This is a genomic window from Bifidobacterium psychraerophilum (assembly GCF_000741705.1).
Classification (GTDB): Bacteria; Actinomycetota; Actinomycetes; order Actinomycetales; family Bifidobacteriaceae; genus Bombiscardovia; species Bombiscardovia psychraerophila.
Genome location: NZ_JGZI01000008.1, coordinates 86,006 through 105,842, shown reverse-complemented (window position 1 = coordinate 105,842; position 19,837 = coordinate 86,006). Strand labels below are relative to the sequence as shown.

Genomic DNA, 19,837 nt, shown 5'->3' with positions numbered 1-19,837 from the left:
GCTAGCCTTCCACGATCCGGGTGTGTTTGGGATCCACGGCTATCGACACCTGGGATCCCTCGGTGAAGCGGCCGTATTGCAGGGCCGGTGGGACGCGGAGCAGCACGTGCCCCCCGGAGGCGAGCCGCACGTGGCACCTGATGTCGGTCCCCATATACACCTTTGACGTCAACGTGCCTTGCAGCAGGCCTTCGCGTGGCTCTTCCAGACGCATATTCTCCGGCCGCACCGCAACTGTGACCGCACTGCCGACACCCACGGATGCGGCATCCTCACTGAGCTTCAGGCGCGCATTGTTGCTTTCCACCACGCCATCCTGCGCGAGCGTGCCCTCGAAAAAGTTGATGTCACCGATGAAATCGGCTACGAAGCGGGTCTTCGGGGCATCATAGATATCCTGTGCCGTACCGATCTGGGAAGGTTTGCCCTGGCTGAACACCGCGATGCGATCCCCCATCGACAAGGCTTCCTCCTGATCGTGGGTCACGAATATGAAAGTGATGCCGGTATGCCGCTGAATACTCTTGAGCTCATCCTGCATCTCGCGCCTGAGTTTGAAGTCCAGGGCCGAAAGCGATTCGTCAAGCAGCAACACCTTGGGGCTTTTCGCGAGTGCCCGGGCCAGGGCGATGCGTTGCTGCTGACCGCCGGAGAGCTCCGAGGGCCGGCTGCTGGCCTTCTGCGAGAGATGAACCAGATCAAGCATCTCGTGGACCCTGTCCGCCGTTTCCCGTTTCGACAATTTGTCCATTTGCAGCCCGAAGGCGACATTCTCCTCGACGCTCAGGTGCGGGAACAAGGCGTAGCTCTGAAACACCGTGTTCACCGGCCTCCGGTGAGGTGGGAGCACGTCCAGGCGCTGATCGCCCAGGTATATCTCCCCGCTGTCGAGTTCCTCAAGACCCGCGAGCGCACGAAGCAGGGTGGTCTTCCCACAGCCCGAAGGACCGAGCAGTATGAAGAATTCACCGGGCTGTATCTCGATGCTCACATTGTCGATGGCGTGAATGCTTTCGCCTGAACGTGTGGTGAAAGTCTTGTCCGCTGCATTGATGGTCAGTACTTCAGCATTAGGCATATCCACCCCCCTTTTGGACTTGCTGTTTAGAAAGCCTTTTTAAATATTTATGACTTAATTAGTGGTCATATACTAAATTTCTTTTGATTTCATGCGTGTAAATGAGATTAATTGAAGGTTTCCATAATGTATATAGCGATGGGGAAGAATCCGTATTCGGAGTATCCGATCTCGCAACCATCGGATTTCCCGGCAATCATGCCCGTACTGGCGTGTGGAAACCCTTCCGACCGCTTCAGATTGGTACGATATGCGCTATGGAATCACGAGGCGAGCGCCCACAGCTCGATGCAATCAATAAGAAGATCATGGTTCAACTGCAGGAGGATGGACGACGTTCGTATGTCTCCATCGGTAAGGCGGTTGGCCTTTCGGAGGCGGCCGTCAGGCTTCGTGTCCAGAAGATGATCGATGAAGGCCTGATGCAGATCGTCGCCGTCACGAACCCCCTGGAACTGGGGTACAAAAGACAGGCCATGGTCGGCATCACCGTTAATGGGGACATCGAATATGTGGCCAGACAGCTACGGGATATCCGCCAGATCGACTACATCGTCATCACGACGGGACGGTATGACATCCTCGCCGAGCTGTTCAGCGAGGATGACGAAAGCATGCTCGAAGTGGTGAACAGGCACATCCGTAAAATCGACGGCATCGCCAGAACCGAACTCTTCACCTACATGCGCCTGGAGATGCAGCGCTACGACTGGGGCGTGTGGTAAATCCGGGCACGCCTCGGCAGACCCCAGACCGGCCCCGATCAGAAGGCACGGTCCTCCCGGCTGGTCACCAGCTTCATATTGACGAATTCCGTGATTCCCAGCGATCCCATCTCACGTCCGAAACCTGAATTCTTGACCCCTCCGAAGGGCAGCTCCGCGGAATCAGCACCCGCTTCATTGATGTAGGTCATACCGGCCTCCAATGCATCAGCCACCCGCAAGGCCTGCTCGCGATCGGCGCTGAACACATAGGAACCAAGCCCGTAAGGGGTGTCGTTGGCAAGCTCGACAGCCTCCTGCTCCGAAGCCACCGAGTAGAACTGCGCCACCGGCCCGAAGAATTCCTCATACCGGACGGATGCCCCCTGAGGGATGTCCGTCAGAATCGTCGGCTGGAAGTATGCGCCGTCATTCTCGGCACTGCCGAGTTCGAGCTTCGCCCCTTCGTCCAAGGCATGGTGCACCTGTGCGCTGAGATGCTCGGCGGCGGCAAGGGAGCACATGGGGGCCAGCGTCACCTTGCTGGCGGCATCCTTGAATTTGCCGAGGAATTCCTGATACAGGGAGTCAAGGATGATGAATCGCTTGGCCCCATTGCATACCTGACCCACATTTTCGAAGCGGCCGACGACGGCGGCCTCGACGACATCGTCGAGATCCTCCGCACCCAGGACGATGAAGGGGTCGTTGCCCCCGAGTTCGCACACCACCTTCTTCAGATTCGCACCGGCCTCCTGCGCTATCTTCACGCCGGCCCGCTCGGAGCCGGTCAATGAGACGCCTCGGACACGCGGGTCCGCAATGATCGTGTTGACCTGCTCGAAACTGGCGAAGACATTCGTGTAGGCCCCGACCGGGAAGCCGGCCTCAAGGAATATCTCCCCCATGACCTTCGCCGACTTGGGGCACATCGAAGCATGTTTCAGCAGTATCGTGTTCCCCAACATCAGATTCGGCCCGGCAAAGCGCGCCACCTGGTAATAGGGGTAATTCCAGGGCATGACCCCCATCAGTACGCCGATCGGCATTTTGCGCAGCACGGCGGAGCCCTCCGAAACCCGATCTATAGGCTCGTCCTCAAGGAAGGCGACGCCATTGCGGGCATAGTAGCGATAGATCTCGCTGGCGAATTCGACCTCGCCACGGGATTCCTCCATGCTTTTGCCCATCTCGTGGTTGATAATCGTGGCCAGTTCCTCCTGACGATCCATGTAGATGTCCGCGACCTTCGCCAGCAGATCCGCACGTTCGCTTTTGGATGTCCGACGTCCCCACTGCGCATAGGCTTGGGCAGCGGCATCAAGTGCATTCTCGATATCCTGATCCGTGCATGATTCAAAAGTTTCCTCAACGAGGTTGGTCGCTGGATTGGTGACTGCATACTGAGACATCAGTGATCCCCTTATCTGAGTGCAATTCGGAATATTTGTTGTATATCGTATGAAAATCTATATTTTGCTTCGATAATCGTATGTCTTGGCATGCTATCCCTTGCTTATCACCGCCATGTTACACATGGGCGACCGGCGGGGCCTACGCCTCATCCGGTCTGGCGTACCTGCATGCGAACCATAACTCGGCCACAGTGCCGGGATCCTGCAGATCGACCGCGAGCAACCTGGCGATCCTGGTCATGTATTTGCTCATCGTATGTCTGTGAATCTCGAGTTTCCTGGCGGCTTCCTCCATCGTTCCACGCGCCTCGATCCATGCACGCAATACATCGATCGCCCCCACGCTCAACGTATCCGCGCCATCACCCGCTTCGCGGTTCGCATGCGGCCCGGTCGACAGATTGAAGACCACATTTCGAAGGGGTGCGAGTTTGAGGTCCGCGAACGCTCGGAGCAGGGAGGGCTCAAGCATGTTTTCCAGAGCCCCCGCACCACTGCCCTGCCCGTACTGCATGCTCGCCGCACCTGTCGTCTTCGCCTCCGCCGCGGCCTGGTACGCTTCGTGTCTGGCCCGCGCCATGTCATACCAGGTCGATCCGGAAGAGACACCAAGCACGACACCACTGTCCCTGCTGAGCTGATTCACCCATTCCGTCGCATTCGATTGCGAGACGATAACCCACAGATCGTCCTCGACCATGCCGAATACCACTGGATTGAGGTTCTTGACCAGTGATTTTCGGAAAGGCTCAACGAGCCGTTGCGCTGCCTCCAAGGCATTCATATCCCCGACCAGACGCATCGCGCACAGGGGCTCGGCAGGCATCCCGTCCCAGAGATCGTGGGCATATGGGCGCACTGAATTCGCACGGCCCTCAAGACATCTGCGGACCATCGAAGCCCTCAAGCGCGAGAGCACCCTGTTCGCGTCGGTCGAACGGCTGATCGCCAGTGACAGCAGGGATACCGCCGCCGCGACGGGGGTGTGGTTCAGGGAACCGGTGGACCCTTTCCTCCCGGCGACAAGATATCCCAAGGTATCACCCGCCGGTGATGCGACATGGAATACGGCGACGTCATATCCTTTGACATTCATGAATTTGGCCTCGCCCAGGACGCTGAAGGTCAGGGCATCGCCGAGGGCGCTGATCTCAACGGGAAGAAAACGATGCGAGGATTCGATCACCGTTCCTGCCGGATTGATCAGCGCCGCCCATCCGCCGACGATTTCGGCCAGTTTGGAAACGATCGAACTGACCGGATACAGGGTGTGCACGGAACGCATCAGCTGCCGCTGGTCATGATACGAGCGCGTGAAACCGCGCTGTCTTTCATCCGTGAGCTTTCTGGACACCGCTTTGGTGATGGCTATGAATGGCGTGGGCGCCGGCACGGCGAACAGCGGCAGTCCGTAGCGCTCACATTGCTCGATGAGCCATGCGGGAATTTCGCGGTGTCTGACCCCCACACCGAAGCCGATCCCCCGGACGCCCGCCTTCACCAATCTTCTGGCGTATTGGCGCTGATCCTCATCGGCCTCATTCCCCTTCATGGCCAACCCCGTGAGCAGGATCAGCTCTCCGCCTTCAAGATACGGGGTCGGGTCGGCGAGCTCGGTGGAGTGGACCCATGATATCGGCGCATCAACGGATTCGGGATGCCCTGCGACGACGACCTCCAGATGAAGATCGGATTGGCCCAGCAGACCCCGTAAGGAAATCGTCATATGTCCCCCAAAGATTCGACCATGTGAATCACATCCCAGGACGCAGGGCTTGGCACCACATCACGGGATGCATGCCACCGCAAGGATGAAACATGGACTATACGGACATATATTAGCCATATTTTATCCAAATAGGCCATATATCTTGCATTCGGGTACTTCTACGTTTAGAGCAACGCTTCAGATCGAAGCTTCTGGGACGATTTCAACACTTCACGGCAAAGGATATGAGATGGCAGCACGCGAGACAACGAACGCACGCACCTTGACCATCGCCTTGGCGCAATACGCGCAACTAGAGCTTTCCGATCCCTCGGCATTCGATCATTTCTGCCAGAGCGTGAGATCCATATGCGAGGCATCGGCCCGAGATGGGAAGAAGATCGATCTTCTGGCCTTCCCGGAAATGCATCTCTTCGGTACCGGGACAGCCGGCGAGGATGAGGCCAATCAGGCACAACTCGATGCCGCTGTCGATATTCCGCAATCCAATGGCGGCGAGACGGAGTTCATAGCGGATTCCCTGCCGGCACGATGCGCGGAACTGGCAAAGGAACTCGGCATATGGCTCATCCCGGGAACATTCTGCGAACGCAATCCCGAGGGTGGGATCTACAACACGGCCGCCGTGTTCTCCCCCTCGGGTGAACTCAGCGGAAGCTACCGCAAAATTTGCCCTTGGCGGCCATATGAGCGGTACACACCTGGCGACTCCTTCACCGTGATTGACATCCCGGGGAAAGGACGCCTTGGACTGACGGTCTGCTACGACGCATGGTTTCCTGAACTATCACGGCAGGTCGCCTGGCTCGGTGCCGACATCATCGTCAATCTGGTACGCACCACAACCCCGGATCGCAGGCAGGAGCTTGTGCTCGCCCGGGCCACGGCCATCACGAACCAGGTCTTCGTCGCCAGTGTGAACGCAGCCGCACCTCAGGGCGTAGGCCAATCCCTGCTCGTCGACCCGGAGGGGGAGATTCTGCACGACAGCGAAGGCAGCGATGAGGAACTCCTCATCGACACCATCGATCTTGATGCGGTCAGTCGCGTACGACGCATCGGCACCGCAGGGAGCAACCGGCTTTGGGAACAGTTCAGACCTGATGATCCCGAGATACCGCTGCCGCTCTATGAAGGGCATATCAAGCCTCTGCGCTGGCAGCCGCAACAACATTAACCACACTCCATCGAACCCACCCGCAGTATAGAAAGGAGCATCGAGATGACCGCAGAACCAGCAGCAACCGATGCGCATGCCGTCACGTCAGAGCACACGGCGGAACCCAGACTGAAACGCACCATGGGACTACGCTCCGTCATGATGTTCGGATTGGCGTATATGACGCCGATCATCGTCCTTGGCACCTTCGGGGTCATCGCCGAACTCTCCCACGGCGCCACCGCGATGTCGTACACGGTCGCACTGGTCGCCATGCTGTTCACCGCGGGCAGCTATGGCCGCATGTCGGTGCTCTATCCCCAATCCGGTTCCGCCTATACCTACATCGGCAAATCGATCAACCCGAAACTGGGCTTCCTCGTGGGATGGGCGGTGCTGCTCGACTACCTGTTTCTCCCCATGGTCGTCTGGCTCATCGGAGCGTCGTATCTCAACGCCGAATTCCCGGGAGTACCCATCTGGGTATGGATTCTGGGCTTCGTCATCATCACCACGGCGCTGAACATCTTCGGTCTCAACGTGGCCGATAAGGTCAATTTCGCACTGATGAGCTTCCAGGCCCTGGTGATCGGCATATTCGTCGTGCTCTCCTTGCGCACGGTCATCATGGGTGGTGGCGTCGCTTCGGCCTTCAGCACACAGCCCTTCATCGGTTCGGGTTCAGGTGTTTCCGGAGTGGTTGCCGGCGCAGCCATTGCGGCGTATTCATTCCTCGGATTCGATGCCGTCACCACATTGTCCGAAGAGACCAAGGACCCGCGCAAGACCATGCCGAAGGCCATCATGCTTGTTGCAGCCGTGGGCGGATTGATCTTCATCATCGTGGCCTACACCACCCAGCTGGTACATCCGGGCGGCGTTTTCGACAACACCTCCTCGGCGGCCTTCGAGATCGCCGGGGAGATCGGCGGCAACCTCTTCACCGCGATCTTCATCGCCGGTCTGTGCTTCGGCCAGTTCACGTCGGGTATCGCCACACAGGCCAGCGCCTCGCGCCTGCTCTACGTCATGGGCCGCGACGGCGTTCTGCCGAAGAGGATCTTCGGACGCCTCAGCGCCAAATTCAACACACCGGTCCTCAGCATCCTGCTCGTGGGTATCGTCGGATTGATCTCGATGTTTCTTGACGTCGCCACTTCAACATCCTTCGTCAACTTCGGAGCCTTCACCGCATTCACATTGGTCAATGTCAGCGTTATCGCATCGTATGTCAAGGCGAAGCCGGAGACCAGAAACACCCTGATGAGCGGCGGCTGGTTGCGCAACATCGCCTTCCCGGTACTCGGGGCCATCTTCTGTGCGTATCTCCTGATCAATCTCGACAAGCAGGCGCTCGTCCTCGGCCTGTCATGGCTTGCCATCGGTATCGTCATCCTCGCCGTGCTCACCAAAGGATTCAAACACAATCCACCTGAATACGAAGCGGACTGAAGGACAGGTCCATACATCCGGTGCCCGGTCGATACCCATCGGGCACCGGTCAGCAATCGTTTGGAAGGAAAGCAATGAACATCACCGTATTAGGTACCGGCATCATGGGAAGCGGCATCGCGACAGTGGCCGCATCCAAGGGCTTCTCGGTAAGCGCATGGAACCGCACGATTGAACGCGCACAAGCACTCGAAGGCGATTCCCTCCATGCGGAATCCGACCTCGCTACCGCCGTGTCACAGGCCGACATCATCGCCATCGTGGTGTTCGATGCCGGAAGCGTCCTCGATGTGCTGCAGAAGGCATACCAGCACGCACCGGCCGACGCCGTATGGGTGCAGATGTCGACCATAGGCACCGAAGGCGCGAGGCAGGCGCGGGAATTCGCCGAGGCGCACGATCTGCATCTCATCGAAACGATGATGATGGGCAGCAAAGACCAGGCGAATTCCTCACAGCTCATTCTGATCGGGGGCGGTGATGAGGCCTTGTTCGGCAAAGCCAAACCCTTCCTGGATGCCATCTCGAAGAAACTCGTCCACTGCGGTGCCCAGGTCGGTGACGGAACCGCGGTGAAGCTGGCCTGCAATCTTTGGTTGGGTTGCATCACCGCGGCGGCCTGCCAATCCGTGAAGGTGCTGGAGCGTCAGCACGTCAACCCCCAGCTCTTCCTCGACGTGATCGCCGGTGGAACATCGGATTCCCCATATGCACACATCAAGGGAGGCAAGGCCATCAGCGAGGACTACAGCCCTCAATTCGAGGTCTCGGCACTGGAGAAGGACCTCGGTCTGATGAAATCAGTGATGGAGTCGGTCGGTTTCCGCAGCGATCTGCTCTCACTGGTCATGGACCTGTATGCCCAATCGGACGACAAGGGCCATGCCCACGACGACATCAGCGCGGTGGCGACCTCCTTCGAATAGCGGGAAACCCTCGCCCGGCATACGCAACACCATCAATCATCTCCACAGCATCCAACGATCATTGAAAAGAAAGAACAACAATCATGTCAGCAGATACCATCCAAGCAGCATCAGATGTTCCCCAGAAGGCCCGCAAGCTCCTCACCGAGATCCCGGGACCCAAATCGCAGGCGCTGACCGCCAGACATCACCAGTATGTGAGCGCGGGCGTCGGGGCCCATATGCCCATCTTCGCCGAAAGAGCCTCCGGTTCGACCATCACCGATGTTGACGGCAACCGTTTCATCGATCTCGCCGCGGGCATCGCCGTAACAGGAGTGGGCAATGCAGCGCCCGAGGTCGTCGAGGCCGTTCAGGGTGCCGTTGCCAAACTGACGCACACCAATTTTGCGACAACCCCGTATGAGAGCTACATCGATGTGTGCGAGAAGCTCGCGGAGCACACTCCCGGGGATTTCCCCAAGAAAAGCGTGCTGCTGAATTCCGGGGCCGAAGCGGTGGAGAACGCGGTGAAGATCGCCCGCAAATACACCGGTCGCTCCGCGGTGATCGTGATGGAGAACGCCTTCCACGGCAGAACCAATCTCACCATGGCGATGACCACCAAATCCTCCCCGTACAAGCAGGGTTTCGGCGCCTTCGCGCCCGACATCTACCCGGTCCCATATTCATATCCACTTCGCGATGCCTTCGGAGCGGACGGTGTGGCAGCAGCAAAAGCCAGCATCGAGAAAATCGAGTTGCTCGTCGGCCATGACAACGTCGCCGCGATCATCGCCGAACCGCTGCAAGGAGAGGGTGGCTTCGTCGTTCCGGCCGAAGGCTTCCTCAAAACGCTGTCCGAATGGGCCCACGAGCACGGGGTGCTCTACGTATCCGATGAGATCCAGTCGGGATTCTGCCGTACCGGCGAATGGTTCGCATCGGATCATTTCGGTGTGGTCCCTGACCTCATCACCACAGCGAAGGCCTTGGGCGGCGGCATGCCCATCTCGGCGGTCACAGGACGCGCTGAAATCATGGACAGCGTTCAGCCCGGAGGCATCGGCGGCACCTATGGCGGGAACCCCGTCTCCTGCGCCGCGGCACTTGCGGCCATCTCGATGATGGAGAGCAAGGATCTCAATGCACGCTCGAGGCATATTGCCGAGCTGGTCGACTCATCATTGCGGCCTCTCGTCGAAACCTTGGATACGGTCGCCGAGGTCCGTGGTCTGGGTGCCATGCAGGCCATCGAATTCGTCAAGCCAGGCAGCATGGAACCCAACAAGCCTCTTGTCGCCGCGATCGTCAAGAAGGCCATGCAGGCCGGACTGATCATCCTGACGTGCGGTATCAACGGCAATGTCATCAGACTCCTGCCCCCGCTGGTTATCAGCGACGAAGAGCTCAATGAAGCCCTGGATGTGCTCAAGGCCATCATCACGGAGGAAAGCGCCCGTTAAGAGGGTCGCTGATCGTTGCCGCAGGGATCGTTCACCGAACAGGACGTGCGGAAAAGCCATGTGACGCCAATGTGGGAGCCCGCGTTGGCGTCACATGCCATAGGTGGACGATCCCGGTGGCAATGCCGCTGATCATTCGATCAGATGAGATCGTAGATCATCTGGCGTTTCACCAGCCAAAATACCAGCAGTATCAATATCAGGCCGAGTGAGAGCATCGGAACTCCCCACGGGCCGATCACGGCGGCGAGCGTAATGGTGCGCCCGGCGTAAAAAGCCGCACGCCTTTTCCCGCTACGCGGCTTCCCCTCCACCGTCATATGCGTGAATCGTCCACCTAGGGTCTGCCCCCGGCTCAGTACCGGGAGCACCAGTTCAAAGAGCAGAAACGCCAGACCGGTGATAGCGAGCACCGTCATCCGCAGACACTGTGAGGTCACCGTCATTCCGGCGAATGCGTATGTGCCGTTCAACTCGTATGTTCCCGCCTTCACCACCAGAACGACGAATCCCAGACCAAGGGTGAAGGAGACACCGTAGATGCACACCACGTCGATCGCCAAAGCCACCAGACGATGAATGAATCCGGGTTGGGTCACCACAGCGTCGGAGGCCCTTGAGCGCATGGGAACCCATTTGGCAAAAGCCAGGGCAATCAGAAAACCGATGACGCCACCCAAGGTATTCCACAGCAGATCGTCCACATCGAATAATCGATACGAGCAGGGGAAGAACCCGAATACCCCGGTAAGCTGCGCGCTTTCGATCAGCAGGGAGCAGGCGAAGCTCATCGGCAGCACCACGATGAAGCTCCAACGGAATACCCGCGACATGATGAAGCCCAAAGGGACGAAGAACAGCACGTTCATCACAATCTGCAGCACAGCCGACAGCCCGCCATAGGAGAGGTCATTGAGGAATTCCAAGGGATTCAGTTGTGCATGCAGATGGTGGCTCGCACAGAATGCGGCGGGATTGTCGGGCATAGGCCACAGGGTGAAGCAGACCAGAGCCAGAAGGTACAACACCACCAGATACGCTGAGAATGCCGAGGTGAAATGCAAGGCATGGTACCGGTGATAGATCAGCGCGAGTATGGGAACCGTCAGTAGCAATGACGCGAAAGGCCATACAGCCACCGCGGTGATGAATGACACACTGAAATATCCAAGGAATCCAAGCATGGTTTTCAGACTATTCCGGACTCTTCATCGGCACCATCGTCCTGGCGAAGGACTTGTGCAGCCGCAGGTCCGGAATCCGAAGCCGTCCAGGGAACCCCCGCGTCGCTGACGGCATCGAGGGCATCATGAAGCCCCGCATCGTCGAACTCGCGATTCCATGCATTATCGGCAGCCCATTTGGCGATCATGGAGAAGTATTCACGTCTCGGCTTCGCGAAAGACATCGAAAGATCATGGATCCCATGCTTGATCCTGGCCAGCGTGACCAAATCCCCCAGCCTGATGGCGGCTTCGCGTATCGCGACCACGTCAAGGACCGTGTCCGCCTCGCGCATCTTCTCATCCCAGGTCAGCTGCATCATCGAACGATCCGACGTACTGACCAGAACCGGCACCGAGATATCCAGACCTCCGGAGATCTCCGACTGTGCACGGTATATCGCCTCCAGCCAGCCTGCCCGCGGCACGAATTGCTGTTCGCCTTCGAAGGGGTAGGCATCGTATTCCCATTCGCCGCCGAGGGCGTGCAATATGGTCTTCTGATAGAAACCGGGATCGGGAATCGGCAGCACCGACCGCCCTCCTCTGAGCAGCAGCCCTTTCAGCACGGGAGTGGAGACGATGCGCAGCATGCGGTTGCCCTGCAGCTCAAGCCACGGAGAATTCAATGCCAGGGCCGTCACATGATCGGGGTGTTCGGCATTCATCCACAATGACGAGATAAGCCCGCCCTGGGAGTGCGCCACGAGCATGATCTGAACCCGATCACCCAGATCATCGACGATCTCATCACGCAGAGCATTGAGTTCGACACTGTATTCGTGCAGGTCCTCGATATATCCGGGCGTCTCATCCGGGCGGAGGCTGCGCCCGTAACGACGCAGATCGACGGCATAGAAACGGACGCCCAGGCTCTCCCAGAACTCGGCGACATGGGTGCGGTAAAAATAATCGTTCCACCCGTGCACATACATGATCGCCCGTGGAGCTGGCGCCTGCTCCTGTTGTCCTGAGTCTTTGCCCGAAATCGCCGATCGTAGGCGATGCATCCAGCGGCCCGGAGCCTTGTCGTCCCGAATCGGCTCGATGACCTGTTTGCGGACGAAGGTCGCAATGGCGTCGTTTTCGATCCGGCTCGCCAGTGCCACCGTCTTGCATTCATAGCCCGGTATGACGGTATCAGGATGCCATCCATCCCGCCCGGGTATCCTGACGGAATCATCCCCCTGATCCGCTGTCCCGGTCCTGATCATCGCCCGCCCTCCTCGGTCGTTCCCTCATATCATCCTATGCACAGACCATCACATGATGGCATCCCGGCACTGCACTGCAGGATTCCCGATCGGCTGTGCATATAACAACGCAGGCACACCGCCGTGAATGCGGTGTGCCTGCGTCTCATGAAAGCTGCAATAAATCTCAGTCGTCACCCAGCGTCACATGAACGCCACCGACGAGAGCACTGACGATGTTGTACAGGAAGGCCACGATGGTAGCCAGCACCACCACCAGAACAACCTCGAATATGGAGAAGATCGTGACGGCACTCAGCACGGTGCTCAGGCTCAGCACGCTGCTCAGATCGAATCCTCCGGCATCCAAACCCGTTTTGGAAATAAGCTGGGTCACATTGTCGAAGAGTCCGATGGAATTGAGCAAGAGCCAGATCAGGGCCACGGCGACGATCTGGATGATGGCACCGGCAATCGCCAGAAGGAACGAGACCTTGGTAATCGACCATGGATCGATCCTGGTCAAAGACAGGCGCATACGCCTGGCTCTGGGAACCGAGGGCCTTTTGTTGGCCGACAATGACGGGCTCTGTTTGAAGGACCCCATCTGGATGGGCTTGCTGCCACCTGATTCAGCCTCATGCTCCTTGGCTGCTTCGGTACTGATCAACGGTTTCGATGAGAAGGAGCGAGCGGTGCGTCCTGGTTGCTCCTGGTGCTCGTCGTTCCCCTCATGTGAGTCGATCGGCTCACCTGTATTCTGGCTCATCGCTTCTCCTTGTTCGATTTGCCTTTGGCGTCTGTTGCGAGGCTATCAGTCTTGGCTGACCTGACGGTCTATTCGGCCGCCTTTTGCACAATCTCAGCAGATTCCGTACTTGTTCCCTCCGTCACCGGCTGCCCATCGTTCTCCTGAGGATCGTCCTCACTCTCCTCGTTGCGTGCGATCGAGAGGATCTCATCACCCTTATCGGGCTTGGCGAGTGTGACGCCCTGGGTCGTTCGGCCTGTGCGCTTGACCTCATTCACATTGGAACGAATGACCTTGCCGGACTTCATGATGGCGAGGACCTGGTCCTCCTCACCGACCACCAGTGCACCGACAAGGGATCCACGTCCTTCGACCAGCTGAATCGCCTTCACACCGTAGCCGTTACGCCCCTGCAAGCGGTATTCCGCCAATGCGGTTCGCTTCGCGTAGCCTTCGTTCGTCACGACGAAGAGATCCTCGTCCGACTCCTCAGGAACCACATCCATGCTCAGCAGTGAATCGCCTTCACGGAAACGCATCCCCTGCACGCCGGCCGTCTGGCGCCCCATAGGACGAAGCGTGTCGTCCTGCGCAGGGAATTTGACGCTCATGCCGAGCCGGGAGACGAGAATGATGTCATCCTGGGCATTGCACAACGCAGCGCCCACCAGCTCATCCTGCACGCCGTCGGGTGAATCCTCGAGATCCATCAGACGCACGGCGATGAGGCCGCCTTGTCGCGGGGAATCGTATTCGTTCAAGCGGGTCTTCTTGACCTTGCCCGTACGGGTGGCAAGCACCAGGTACTGCGCTTCGTCATAATCGTGGATCGAGAGCACCTGCTGGATCTTTTCCTCAGGTCCGAACTGCAGCAGGTTGGCGACATGCTGGCCCTTCGAATCACGCGAACCTTCCGGAATCTCATAGGCCTTGATCCGGTAGACCCGCCCCTTGTTGGTGAAGAACAGCAACCAGTTATGCGTGCTGGTCAGGAAGAAGTGATCGACCACATCATCCTCACGCAGCTTCGCCCCCTTGATGCCCTTGCCTCCGCGGTGCTGTGCACGGTATTCGTCGGCCTTGGTCCTCTTGATGAAGCCCGAATGCGTGACGGTGACGACCACATGCTCTTCGGCGATGAGATCCTCGACGTTCATTTCTCCGGAGTACGGCAGGATCTTGGTACGGCGGTCATCGCTGTACTTCGCGACGATTTCATCCAGCTCATCACCGACTATGACACGCTGGCGATCGGGTTTGGAAAGAATATCATCATAATCGGCGATGCGACGCATGAGTTCCTCATGCTCGTCGATGATCTTCTGCCGCTCCAAAGCCGCAAGACGACGCAGCTGCATGGCCAGAATGGCGTCGGCCTGCACGGTATCCACATCCAGAAGACCCATCAGGCCGCTACGGGCCGACTCGACGTCTGGGGACCTGCGAATAAGCGCGATGACTTCGTCGATCATGTCCAAAGCCTTCAGATAGCCCTGAAGGATATGGTCGCGTTCCTCGGCCTCCCGCTTGAGATACCTGGTGCGCCGTTCCACGACGTCCAACTGATGCGCCACCCAGTGCCGGAGGAATGCATCGAGCGAAAGCGTGCGGGGTACGCCATCCACCAGGGCCAGCATGTTCGCACCGAAGGTCTGCTGCAGTTGCGAATGCTTGTACAGGTTGTTGAGCACGACCTTGGGCACCGCATCACGCTTGAGCACCAGGACGAGGCGCTGTCCCGTGCGTCCCGAGGTCTCATCGCGCATATCCGCGATGCCCTGGATCTTGCCGTCTCTCACACCCTCGCGAATCGAGGAGGCCAGACGATCGGGGTTCACCTGATATGGCAGTTCGGTCACCACCAGGCACATACGCCCCTTGATCTCCTCTGTATTGACCACAGCACGCATCGTGATCAGGCCGCGACCTGTTCGATACGCCTGTTCGATACCCTTATGGCCGAGGATCGTCGCACCGGTGGGGAAATCAGGACCCTTGATGATGCCGAGCAATGCTTCGAGCAGCTCTTCGCGCGATGCCTGGGGATGATCAAGCGCCCAATGGACGCCTTCGGCGACCTCACGCATGTTGTGCGGGGGGATGTTGGTCGCCATACCGACCGCGATGCCGGCCGATCCGTTGACAAGCAGATTCGGGAAGCGGGCGGGGAGCACTGTGGGCTCCTGCGTCTTGCCATCGTAATTGGGAGCGAAATCGACGGTGTCCTTATCGATGTCGCGAACCATCTCCATTGCCAAGGAGGCCATGCGGCACTCGGTATAACGCATGGCGGCAGCGGGATCATCGCCGGGGGATCCGAAATTGCCCTGCCCGTCGACGAGCATATACCGCATCGACCAGGACTGCGCCATACGCACCAAGGTGTCGTAGATCGCCGAATCGCCATGAGGATGGTACTTTCCCATCACATCGCCGACCACACGCGAGCACTTGTTGTATCCACGATCGGGACGGTATCCTCCGTCGTACATCGCGTAGATCACACGACGGTGCACCGGCTTCATGCCATCACGCACATCAGGCAAGGCACGCTCCACAATCACCGAGAGCGCATAGGCCAGATATGATTCACGCATCTCCTGCTGCAAATCCATCGATTGGATTCTCTCACCGCTCAGCAGGCCGTAATCCGTATTGTCGAGCTCCTGCGGACTCAATGGTTCAAGCGAGCCATCAGGCTCACGCGGCTGCCCCTCATCGGGATTCTGTGAATGGGTATCATCTGCCACTGTAATTCCTCAACTTCTCTTCGTTTCGATGTCTCATACGACGCATCCGCAATACGGGAGCGTCATTGGCAGCGCCGGCTCAGGCGTCGATGAAACGCGCGTCGTGCGCGTTGCGCTGGATGAACAGACGACGGGGCTCGACGTCCTCACCCATCAGCATCGTGAAGGTCTCATCAGCCTGGGCGGCGTCTTCGATGTGTATCTTCTTGAGGATGCGGTGCTCCGGATCCATCGTCGTCTCCCACAGCTCCTGATAGCTCATCTCTCCAAGGCCCTTGTACCGCTGGATGCCTTCACCCTTGGGCAGCTGCCTTCCGGAGGATTTGCCTTGCGCCAGCACGCGGTCACGCTCGGCATCGGTGTAGACGAAGTCATGCGCCCCTTTGGTCCACTTCAGACGGTACAGGGGAGGCATGGCCACATACACATATCCGGCGGTAACCATCGGCCTCATGTAGCGGAAGAACAGCGTCAGGTTCAACGTCGCGATATGCGCGCCATCAACATCGGCATCAGCCATGATGATGACTTTGTGGTAACGCACCTTATCGAGATCGAAATCCTCGCCGTATCCTCCGCCGACGGCGGTGATCAGGGATTCGATGGTATCCGACTTCATCATGCGGTCGATGCTCGCACGCTCGGTGTTGAGGATCTTGCCGCGCAGCGGAAGGATCGCCTGCGTCAGCGGATCGCGGCCCTGGATGGCCGAACCACCTGCGGAGTCACCCTCCACGATGAAGAGTTCCGACTCTCGTGGGTCGTTCGACTGGCAGTCCTTGAGCTTGTCCGGCATGCCCGCCGTTTCGAATATGGACTTGCGTCGCGTATTCTCCCTGGCCTTTTTGGCGGCGATACGTGCGCGTGAGGCCTCGATGGACTTCTGGATGATCATCTTCGCATCGCTCGGGTGGGAGTCGAACCAATCCTTGAGCTTGTCGTTCATCACCCGCTGAACGAATGTCTTCGCCTCCGAATTGCCGAGCTTGGTCTTGGTCTGCCCTTCGAACTGCGGATTGGTGAGCTTGACCGAAACCACGGCGGTCAAGCCTTCACGAACGTCGTCACCTGAAAGGTTCTCGTCCTTCTCCTTGAGGATGTTCTTCTCGCGGGCATAACGATTCACCATCGTGGTCAGAGCTGCGCGGAAACCCTCTTCGTGGGTTCCGCCCTCGGTTGTGGAAATCGTGTTGGCGAAGGTGTGGACGGATTCCGAGTAGGCAGTCGTCCATTGCATCGATATCTCGGCGGAAATACCGAGATCGATATCCTCGGATTCGATGTCGATGACATCGGGCTCCACCGGATTCGCCTTCCTCGACTTCACCAGGTATGCGACGTAGTCCTTGATGCCGTTCGCATATTGGTATGTCACCGTCTGGTGCAGTTCCTCGGTGACGTTGTCGCCGTCCCCGGTGACCTCGTCCCCTGCTGAATCGACATGACGCAGATCCGTAAGGGATATCTTCAGACCCTTGTTCAGGAAGGCCATCTGTTGGAAGCGGCTGCGAAGGGTTTCGAAATCATATTTCGTGGTTTCGAAAATCGCGGGATCGGCCCAGAAGGTCACCGAAGTACCCGTATGCTCGTCCTCACCCATCGCCGCGCCCTGTTTCAACGGTGCTTCGGCTCGCTGACTGACGAAGCTCTGCGTCCAGTGATAATCCTGCCTGCGCACTTCGATGTCCACCCGAGTGGACAGGGCATTCACCACTGAAATACCGACTCCGTGAAGACCGCCTGACACCGCGTAGCCGCCTCCGCCGAATTTTCCGCCGGCATGGAGCTTGGTCATCACAACCTCGACGCCGCTGACACCTTCTCCGGGAACGTCATCGACGGGGATGCCTCGACCATCATCGACGACCCGGATCGCATTGTCCGCCATGATCGTCACCTCGATGTGACTTGCATATCCGGCGAGGGCCTCATCCACCGAGTTGTCGACGATTTCGTAGACCAGATGATGCAATCCGCGTGGACCCGTGGACCCGATGTACATACCTGGCCTGATGCGAACCGCCTCGAGTCCCTCGAGCACCCTCAGGTCGCTGGCATCGTAATGCTCCGGCGACAGCGAATCTTCAAGTTGGGCCTCATCCACCCCACTGGCATCGATAACGCCCTTGTCTTCCTCGGAATTGTTAGGCGAATCTGAACTGAGTTCTGCCACAGATGTTCCTTCCTGCGTCTGTGAACGTTCTATCAACGTTCCACAAACGGTCGATGCACTCTAAAACGCAAAAAATGAGCCCTTCTGGGCTCCAAACCCTATAGGGCTAGGTTACCACCGGATAGGGACTATCGGGGCATGAGAAGTGCCTATCACGGCTTTTTCAGCTATGGGATCCGAAGCGCTTGTTCCGGAAGGATTGGGAGTGCGGACCGGTCACCGTTATGCGTTCCACGGGTAGGTCTCCCAGGCGCTGGGAAATGGTGTTTTTCAGTTGCGGCACCAGATACGTCAGTTGCGTCGCCCATACGGTGGATTCGGTTCTGATGGTCAATTCGCCATGCTCATAGCCCACCACGGAGGAGTGCTGGGCTATCGCCGTCCCGACTATGCTGTCCCAGTGATTGCGCAACTGGGCGATCTTCAGATGAGGCGTCCAATCCTCCTGCTGCACGATACCCGTGACCACACCAGCCAGGGAATTCGGATCACGCCCCGGTTTGCCGAAATTGAACCAGGCTCTTTCAGAACGTTCGCGGAGCAGCCGCAACGACAGCGAACGCTTGGTGAAGCGTTCGAATGTACGTGCAGGCAGTTTCCGCACGTCCAATTGAAGGCGTTGGTCGATGGGGATGCTCATTGTTCAGCGATGCCTTCGGATGCGGGATGCATATACGCCTGGAGCGGATCCTCATGTTGGACATCAACCAGGCTCTGCACATCGATACGCCTTGCGACCGCGGATTCGGGTATATCCCCCTGTGCGGCGACCGTTACCAACACCTGCTCCTGTTTCGATGCGAAATCCAGGATCTGCGCCCTTCTGGACTCATCGAGCTGGGCGAACACATCATCGAGGATCACGATGGGCTCGATATCCAGCTCCTCCCTCAGCAATGAGAACAAGGCCAGCTTCAGGGCCAGGGCGAGCGTCCACATCTCACCATTGGAGGCGTACTCCTTGGCGTTCATGCCATTGAGCATGAATACGAGATCATCACGGTGAGGACCTATCAGATTCTGCCCACGCGCGACCTCACCCGCGTACAAGCGCTGGTAGTGCTCACTGATCGCCGCTTCCGGGCTCTCACCGGACAGCACCTCCTCGAATGAGGGTTGATAGACCAGACTGGCCTGGTTCCCATCACCGGCCAGTTGCGAGTATGTCTTGGAAAACTCCTCATTCAAGGCAGCTACCAGAGCCGATCTCGCCTTGGTCAGTGCAACGCCCACCTCGATGAACTGGCCCGTCCATATCTCCAGGCCGCTCAGGGCTGCGGACTGCTGGATCGCTTCCGGTCGTTGGGACAGCTGTTTAAGCAATGCGACGCGCTGTTTGCCTATGTGACGGGATTTCTGCAAGAGTTCGTAATACGAAGGCTGCAGCTGGATGCAGGACTGATCGATGAAGGTCCGTCGCTGATTCGGGTCCCCGGAAACCAGACGTTGATCCTCCGGTGAGAACAGGACACAGCTCACCTTGCCGATGATGTCACGGGCATAGAGCGAGGGACCGGAATCGATGCGTGCACGGTTGGCTCCGCGCAGCGGAATCGTCAGTTCAAGAAGCTGCTGCCCTTGCCCGGCATGAACATTCGCGCGGATCGTTGCCGATGCATCACCGACATGCACCAAAGGGGCCGAGGACGAAACCCTGTAGCTTGATCCGGTGGACAGCACCTCCACGGCTTCGACCAGATTCGTTTTCCCGAGGCCGTTCCTCCCCTGCAGGATATTGACGCCGGGTTCCAGATCAAGGATGCAGCTATCCCAGGATCGGTAGTGATCCAAAACCAGACGTGAGATATACAAGATTCGTTCCCCAAACGATTCGGTATT

At 58.2% G+C, this 19,837-nt stretch carries 15 protein-coding genes; 5 read left to right on the top strand and 10 right to left on the bottom strand.

Annotation, left to right across the window (positions count from 1 at the left end):
* Position 1: 1 nt before the first annotated feature.
* Positions 2–1,078 carry an ABC transporter ATP-binding protein gene (locus BPSY_RS02850; RefSeq protein WP_051921545.1) on the bottom strand — a complete coding sequence of 359 codons (1,077 nt, stop codon included), beginning with the start codon at positions 1,076–1,078 and terminating at the stop codon, positions 2–4.
* A gap of 257 nt (positions 1,079–1,335) precedes the next feature.
* Here BPSY_RS02850 and BPSY_RS02845 point away from each other — a divergent pair, with 257 nt between their 5' ends.
* Complete coding sequence (locus tag BPSY_RS02845) at positions 1,336–1,803, top strand: Lrp/AsnC family transcriptional regulator (protein WP_033496870.1); 468 nt, start codon at positions 1,336–1,338, stop codon at positions 1,801–1,803.
* Between the two features lie 38 nt (positions 1,804–1,841).
* Here BPSY_RS02845 and BPSY_RS02840 read toward each other — a convergent pair whose 3' ends face one another.
* Together BPSY_RS02840 and BPSY_RS02835 are read right to left on the bottom strand one after the other, a co-directional pair.
* Positions 1,842–3,194 carry an NAD-dependent succinate-semialdehyde dehydrogenase gene (locus BPSY_RS02840; protein ID WP_033496871.1) on the bottom strand — a complete coding sequence of 451 codons (1,353 nt, stop codon included), beginning with the start codon at positions 3,192–3,194 and terminating at the stop codon, positions 1,842–1,844.
* A gap of 142 nt (positions 3,195–3,336) precedes the next feature.
* Positions 3,337–4,923, bottom strand: a complete 1,587-nt coding sequence (locus tag BPSY_RS02835) for a PucR family transcriptional regulator (protein WP_033496872.1) — start codon at positions 4,921–4,923, stop codon at positions 3,337–3,339.
* A gap of 232 nt (positions 4,924–5,155) precedes the next feature.
* On the opposite strand from BPSY_RS02835, the gene BPSY_RS02830 reads away from it, so the two are divergent.
* From BPSY_RS02830 to gabT, 4 genes are all read left to right on the top strand, one after another.
* Positions 5,156–6,103, top strand: coding sequence for a carbon-nitrogen hydrolase family protein (locus BPSY_RS02830; protein ID WP_033496873.1), 948 nt, complete (start codon positions 5,156–5,158; stop codon positions 6,101–6,103).
* 45 nt (positions 6,104–6,148) lie between these two features.
* Positions 6,149–7,537 carry an APC family permease gene (locus BPSY_RS02825; RefSeq protein WP_081884159.1) on the top strand — a complete coding sequence of 463 codons (1,389 nt, stop codon included), beginning with the start codon at positions 6,149–6,151 and terminating at the stop codon, positions 7,535–7,537.
* A 20-nt stretch (positions 7,538–7,557) separates the two neighbouring features.
* Positions 7,558–8,463: an NAD(P)-dependent oxidoreductase gene (locus tag BPSY_RS02820; RefSeq protein WP_338010509.1), complete on the top strand. Its 906-nt coding sequence runs from the start codon at positions 7,558–7,560 to the stop codon at positions 8,461–8,463.
* Between the two features lie 83 nt (positions 8,464–8,546).
* A complete protein-coding gene (gene gabT, locus BPSY_RS02815; protein ID WP_033496875.1) occupies positions 8,547–9,908 on the top strand; it encodes a 4-aminobutyrate--2-oxoglutarate transaminase in 1,362 nt (453 codons plus the stop codon).
* 140 nt (positions 9,909–10,048) lie between these two features.
* Here the strand turns inward: gabT and BPSY_RS02810 are convergent, their stop codons facing one another.
* The 7 genes from BPSY_RS02810 to recF all read right to left on the bottom strand — a co-directional run bounded on the left by BPSY_RS02810 (position 10,049) and on the right by recF (position 19,810).
* Positions 10,049–11,092 carry a VanZ family protein gene (locus tag BPSY_RS02810; RefSeq protein ID WP_033496876.1) on the bottom strand — a complete coding sequence of 348 codons (1,044 nt, stop codon included), beginning with the start codon at positions 11,090–11,092 and terminating at the stop codon, positions 10,049–10,051.
* Positions 11,093–11,097: 5 nt separating this feature from the next.
* Entirely contained in the window at positions 11,098–12,345 is a 1,248-nt protein-coding gene (locus BPSY_RS02805; RefSeq protein WP_081884158.1) for an alpha/beta hydrolase, read from the bottom strand.
* A gap of 166 nt (positions 12,346–12,511) precedes the next feature.
* Positions 12,512–13,093, bottom strand: coding sequence for a DUF3566 domain-containing protein (locus BPSY_RS02800; RefSeq protein WP_051921544.1), 582 nt, complete (start codon positions 13,091–13,093; stop codon positions 12,512–12,514).
* 68 nt (positions 13,094–13,161) lie between these two features.
* A complete protein-coding gene (gyrA, locus tag BPSY_RS02795; protein ID WP_033496877.1) occupies positions 13,162–15,825 on the bottom strand; it encodes a DNA gyrase subunit A in 2,664 nt (887 codons plus the stop codon).
* A gap of 79 nt (positions 15,826–15,904) precedes the next feature.
* Positions 15,905–17,944, bottom strand: a complete 2,040-nt coding sequence (gene gyrB / locus BPSY_RS02790) for a DNA topoisomerase (ATP-hydrolyzing) subunit B (protein ID WP_238556794.1) — start codon at positions 17,942–17,944, stop codon at positions 15,905–15,907.
* Positions 17,945–18,161: 217 nt separating this feature from the next.
* The gene (locus BPSY_RS02785) at positions 18,162–18,638 is read right to left on the bottom strand and encodes a DciA family protein (RefSeq protein ID WP_033496879.1); all 477 of its coding nucleotides are present in this window, start codon (positions 18,636–18,638) and stop codon (positions 18,162–18,164) included.
* Positions 18,635–19,810: a DNA replication/repair protein RecF gene (recF, locus tag BPSY_RS02780; RefSeq protein WP_033496880.1), complete on the bottom strand. Its 1,176-nt coding sequence runs from the start codon at positions 19,808–19,810 to the stop codon at positions 18,635–18,637. The genes BPSY_RS02785 and recF overlap by 4 nt, the downstream gene beginning before the upstream one ends.
* Between the last annotated feature and the right edge of the window lie 27 nt (positions 19,811–19,837).

Excerpts from the sequence above, each read along its gene's own strand:
- BPSY_RS02830 (WP_033496873.1), top strand. The coding sequence starts at position 5,156 with ATGGCAGCACGCGAGACAACGAACGCACGCACCTTGACCATCGCCTTG.
- BPSY_RS02845 (WP_033496870.1), top strand. The coding sequence starts at position 1,336 with ATGGAATCACGAGGCGAGCGCCCACAGCTCGATGCAATCAATAAGAAG.
- BPSY_RS02810 (WP_033496876.1), bottom strand. The coding sequence starts at position 11,092 with ATGCTTGGATTCCTTGGATATTTCAGTGTGTCATTCATCACCGCGGTG.
- BPSY_RS02785 (WP_033496879.1), bottom strand. The coding sequence starts at position 18,638 with ATGAGCATCCCCATCGACCAACGCCTTCAATTGGACGTGCGGAAACTG.
- BPSY_RS02800 (WP_051921544.1), bottom strand. The coding sequence starts at position 13,093 with ATGAGCCAGAATACAGGTGAGCCGATCGACTCACATGAGGGGAACGAC.
- BPSY_RS02805 (WP_081884158.1), bottom strand. The coding sequence starts at position 12,345 with ATGATCAGGACCGGGACAGCGGATCAGGGGGATGATTCCGTCAGGATA.
- BPSY_RS02850 (WP_051921545.1), bottom strand. The coding sequence starts at position 1,078 with ATGCCTAATGCTGAAGTACTGACCATCAATGCAGCGGACAAGACTTTC.
- BPSY_RS02825 (WP_081884159.1), top strand. The coding sequence starts at position 6,149 with ATGACCGCAGAACCAGCAGCAACCGATGCGCATGCCGTCACGTCAGAG.
- gabT (WP_033496875.1), top strand. The coding sequence starts at position 8,547 with ATGTCAGCAGATACCATCCAAGCAGCATCAGATGTTCCCCAGAAGGCC.
- BPSY_RS02840 (WP_033496871.1), bottom strand. The coding sequence starts at position 3,194 with ATGTCTCAGTATGCAGTCACCAATCCAGCGACCAACCTCGTTGAGGAA.
- BPSY_RS02835 (WP_033496872.1), bottom strand. The coding sequence starts at position 4,923 with ATGACGATTTCCTTACGGGGTCTGCTGGGCCAATCCGATCTTCATCTG.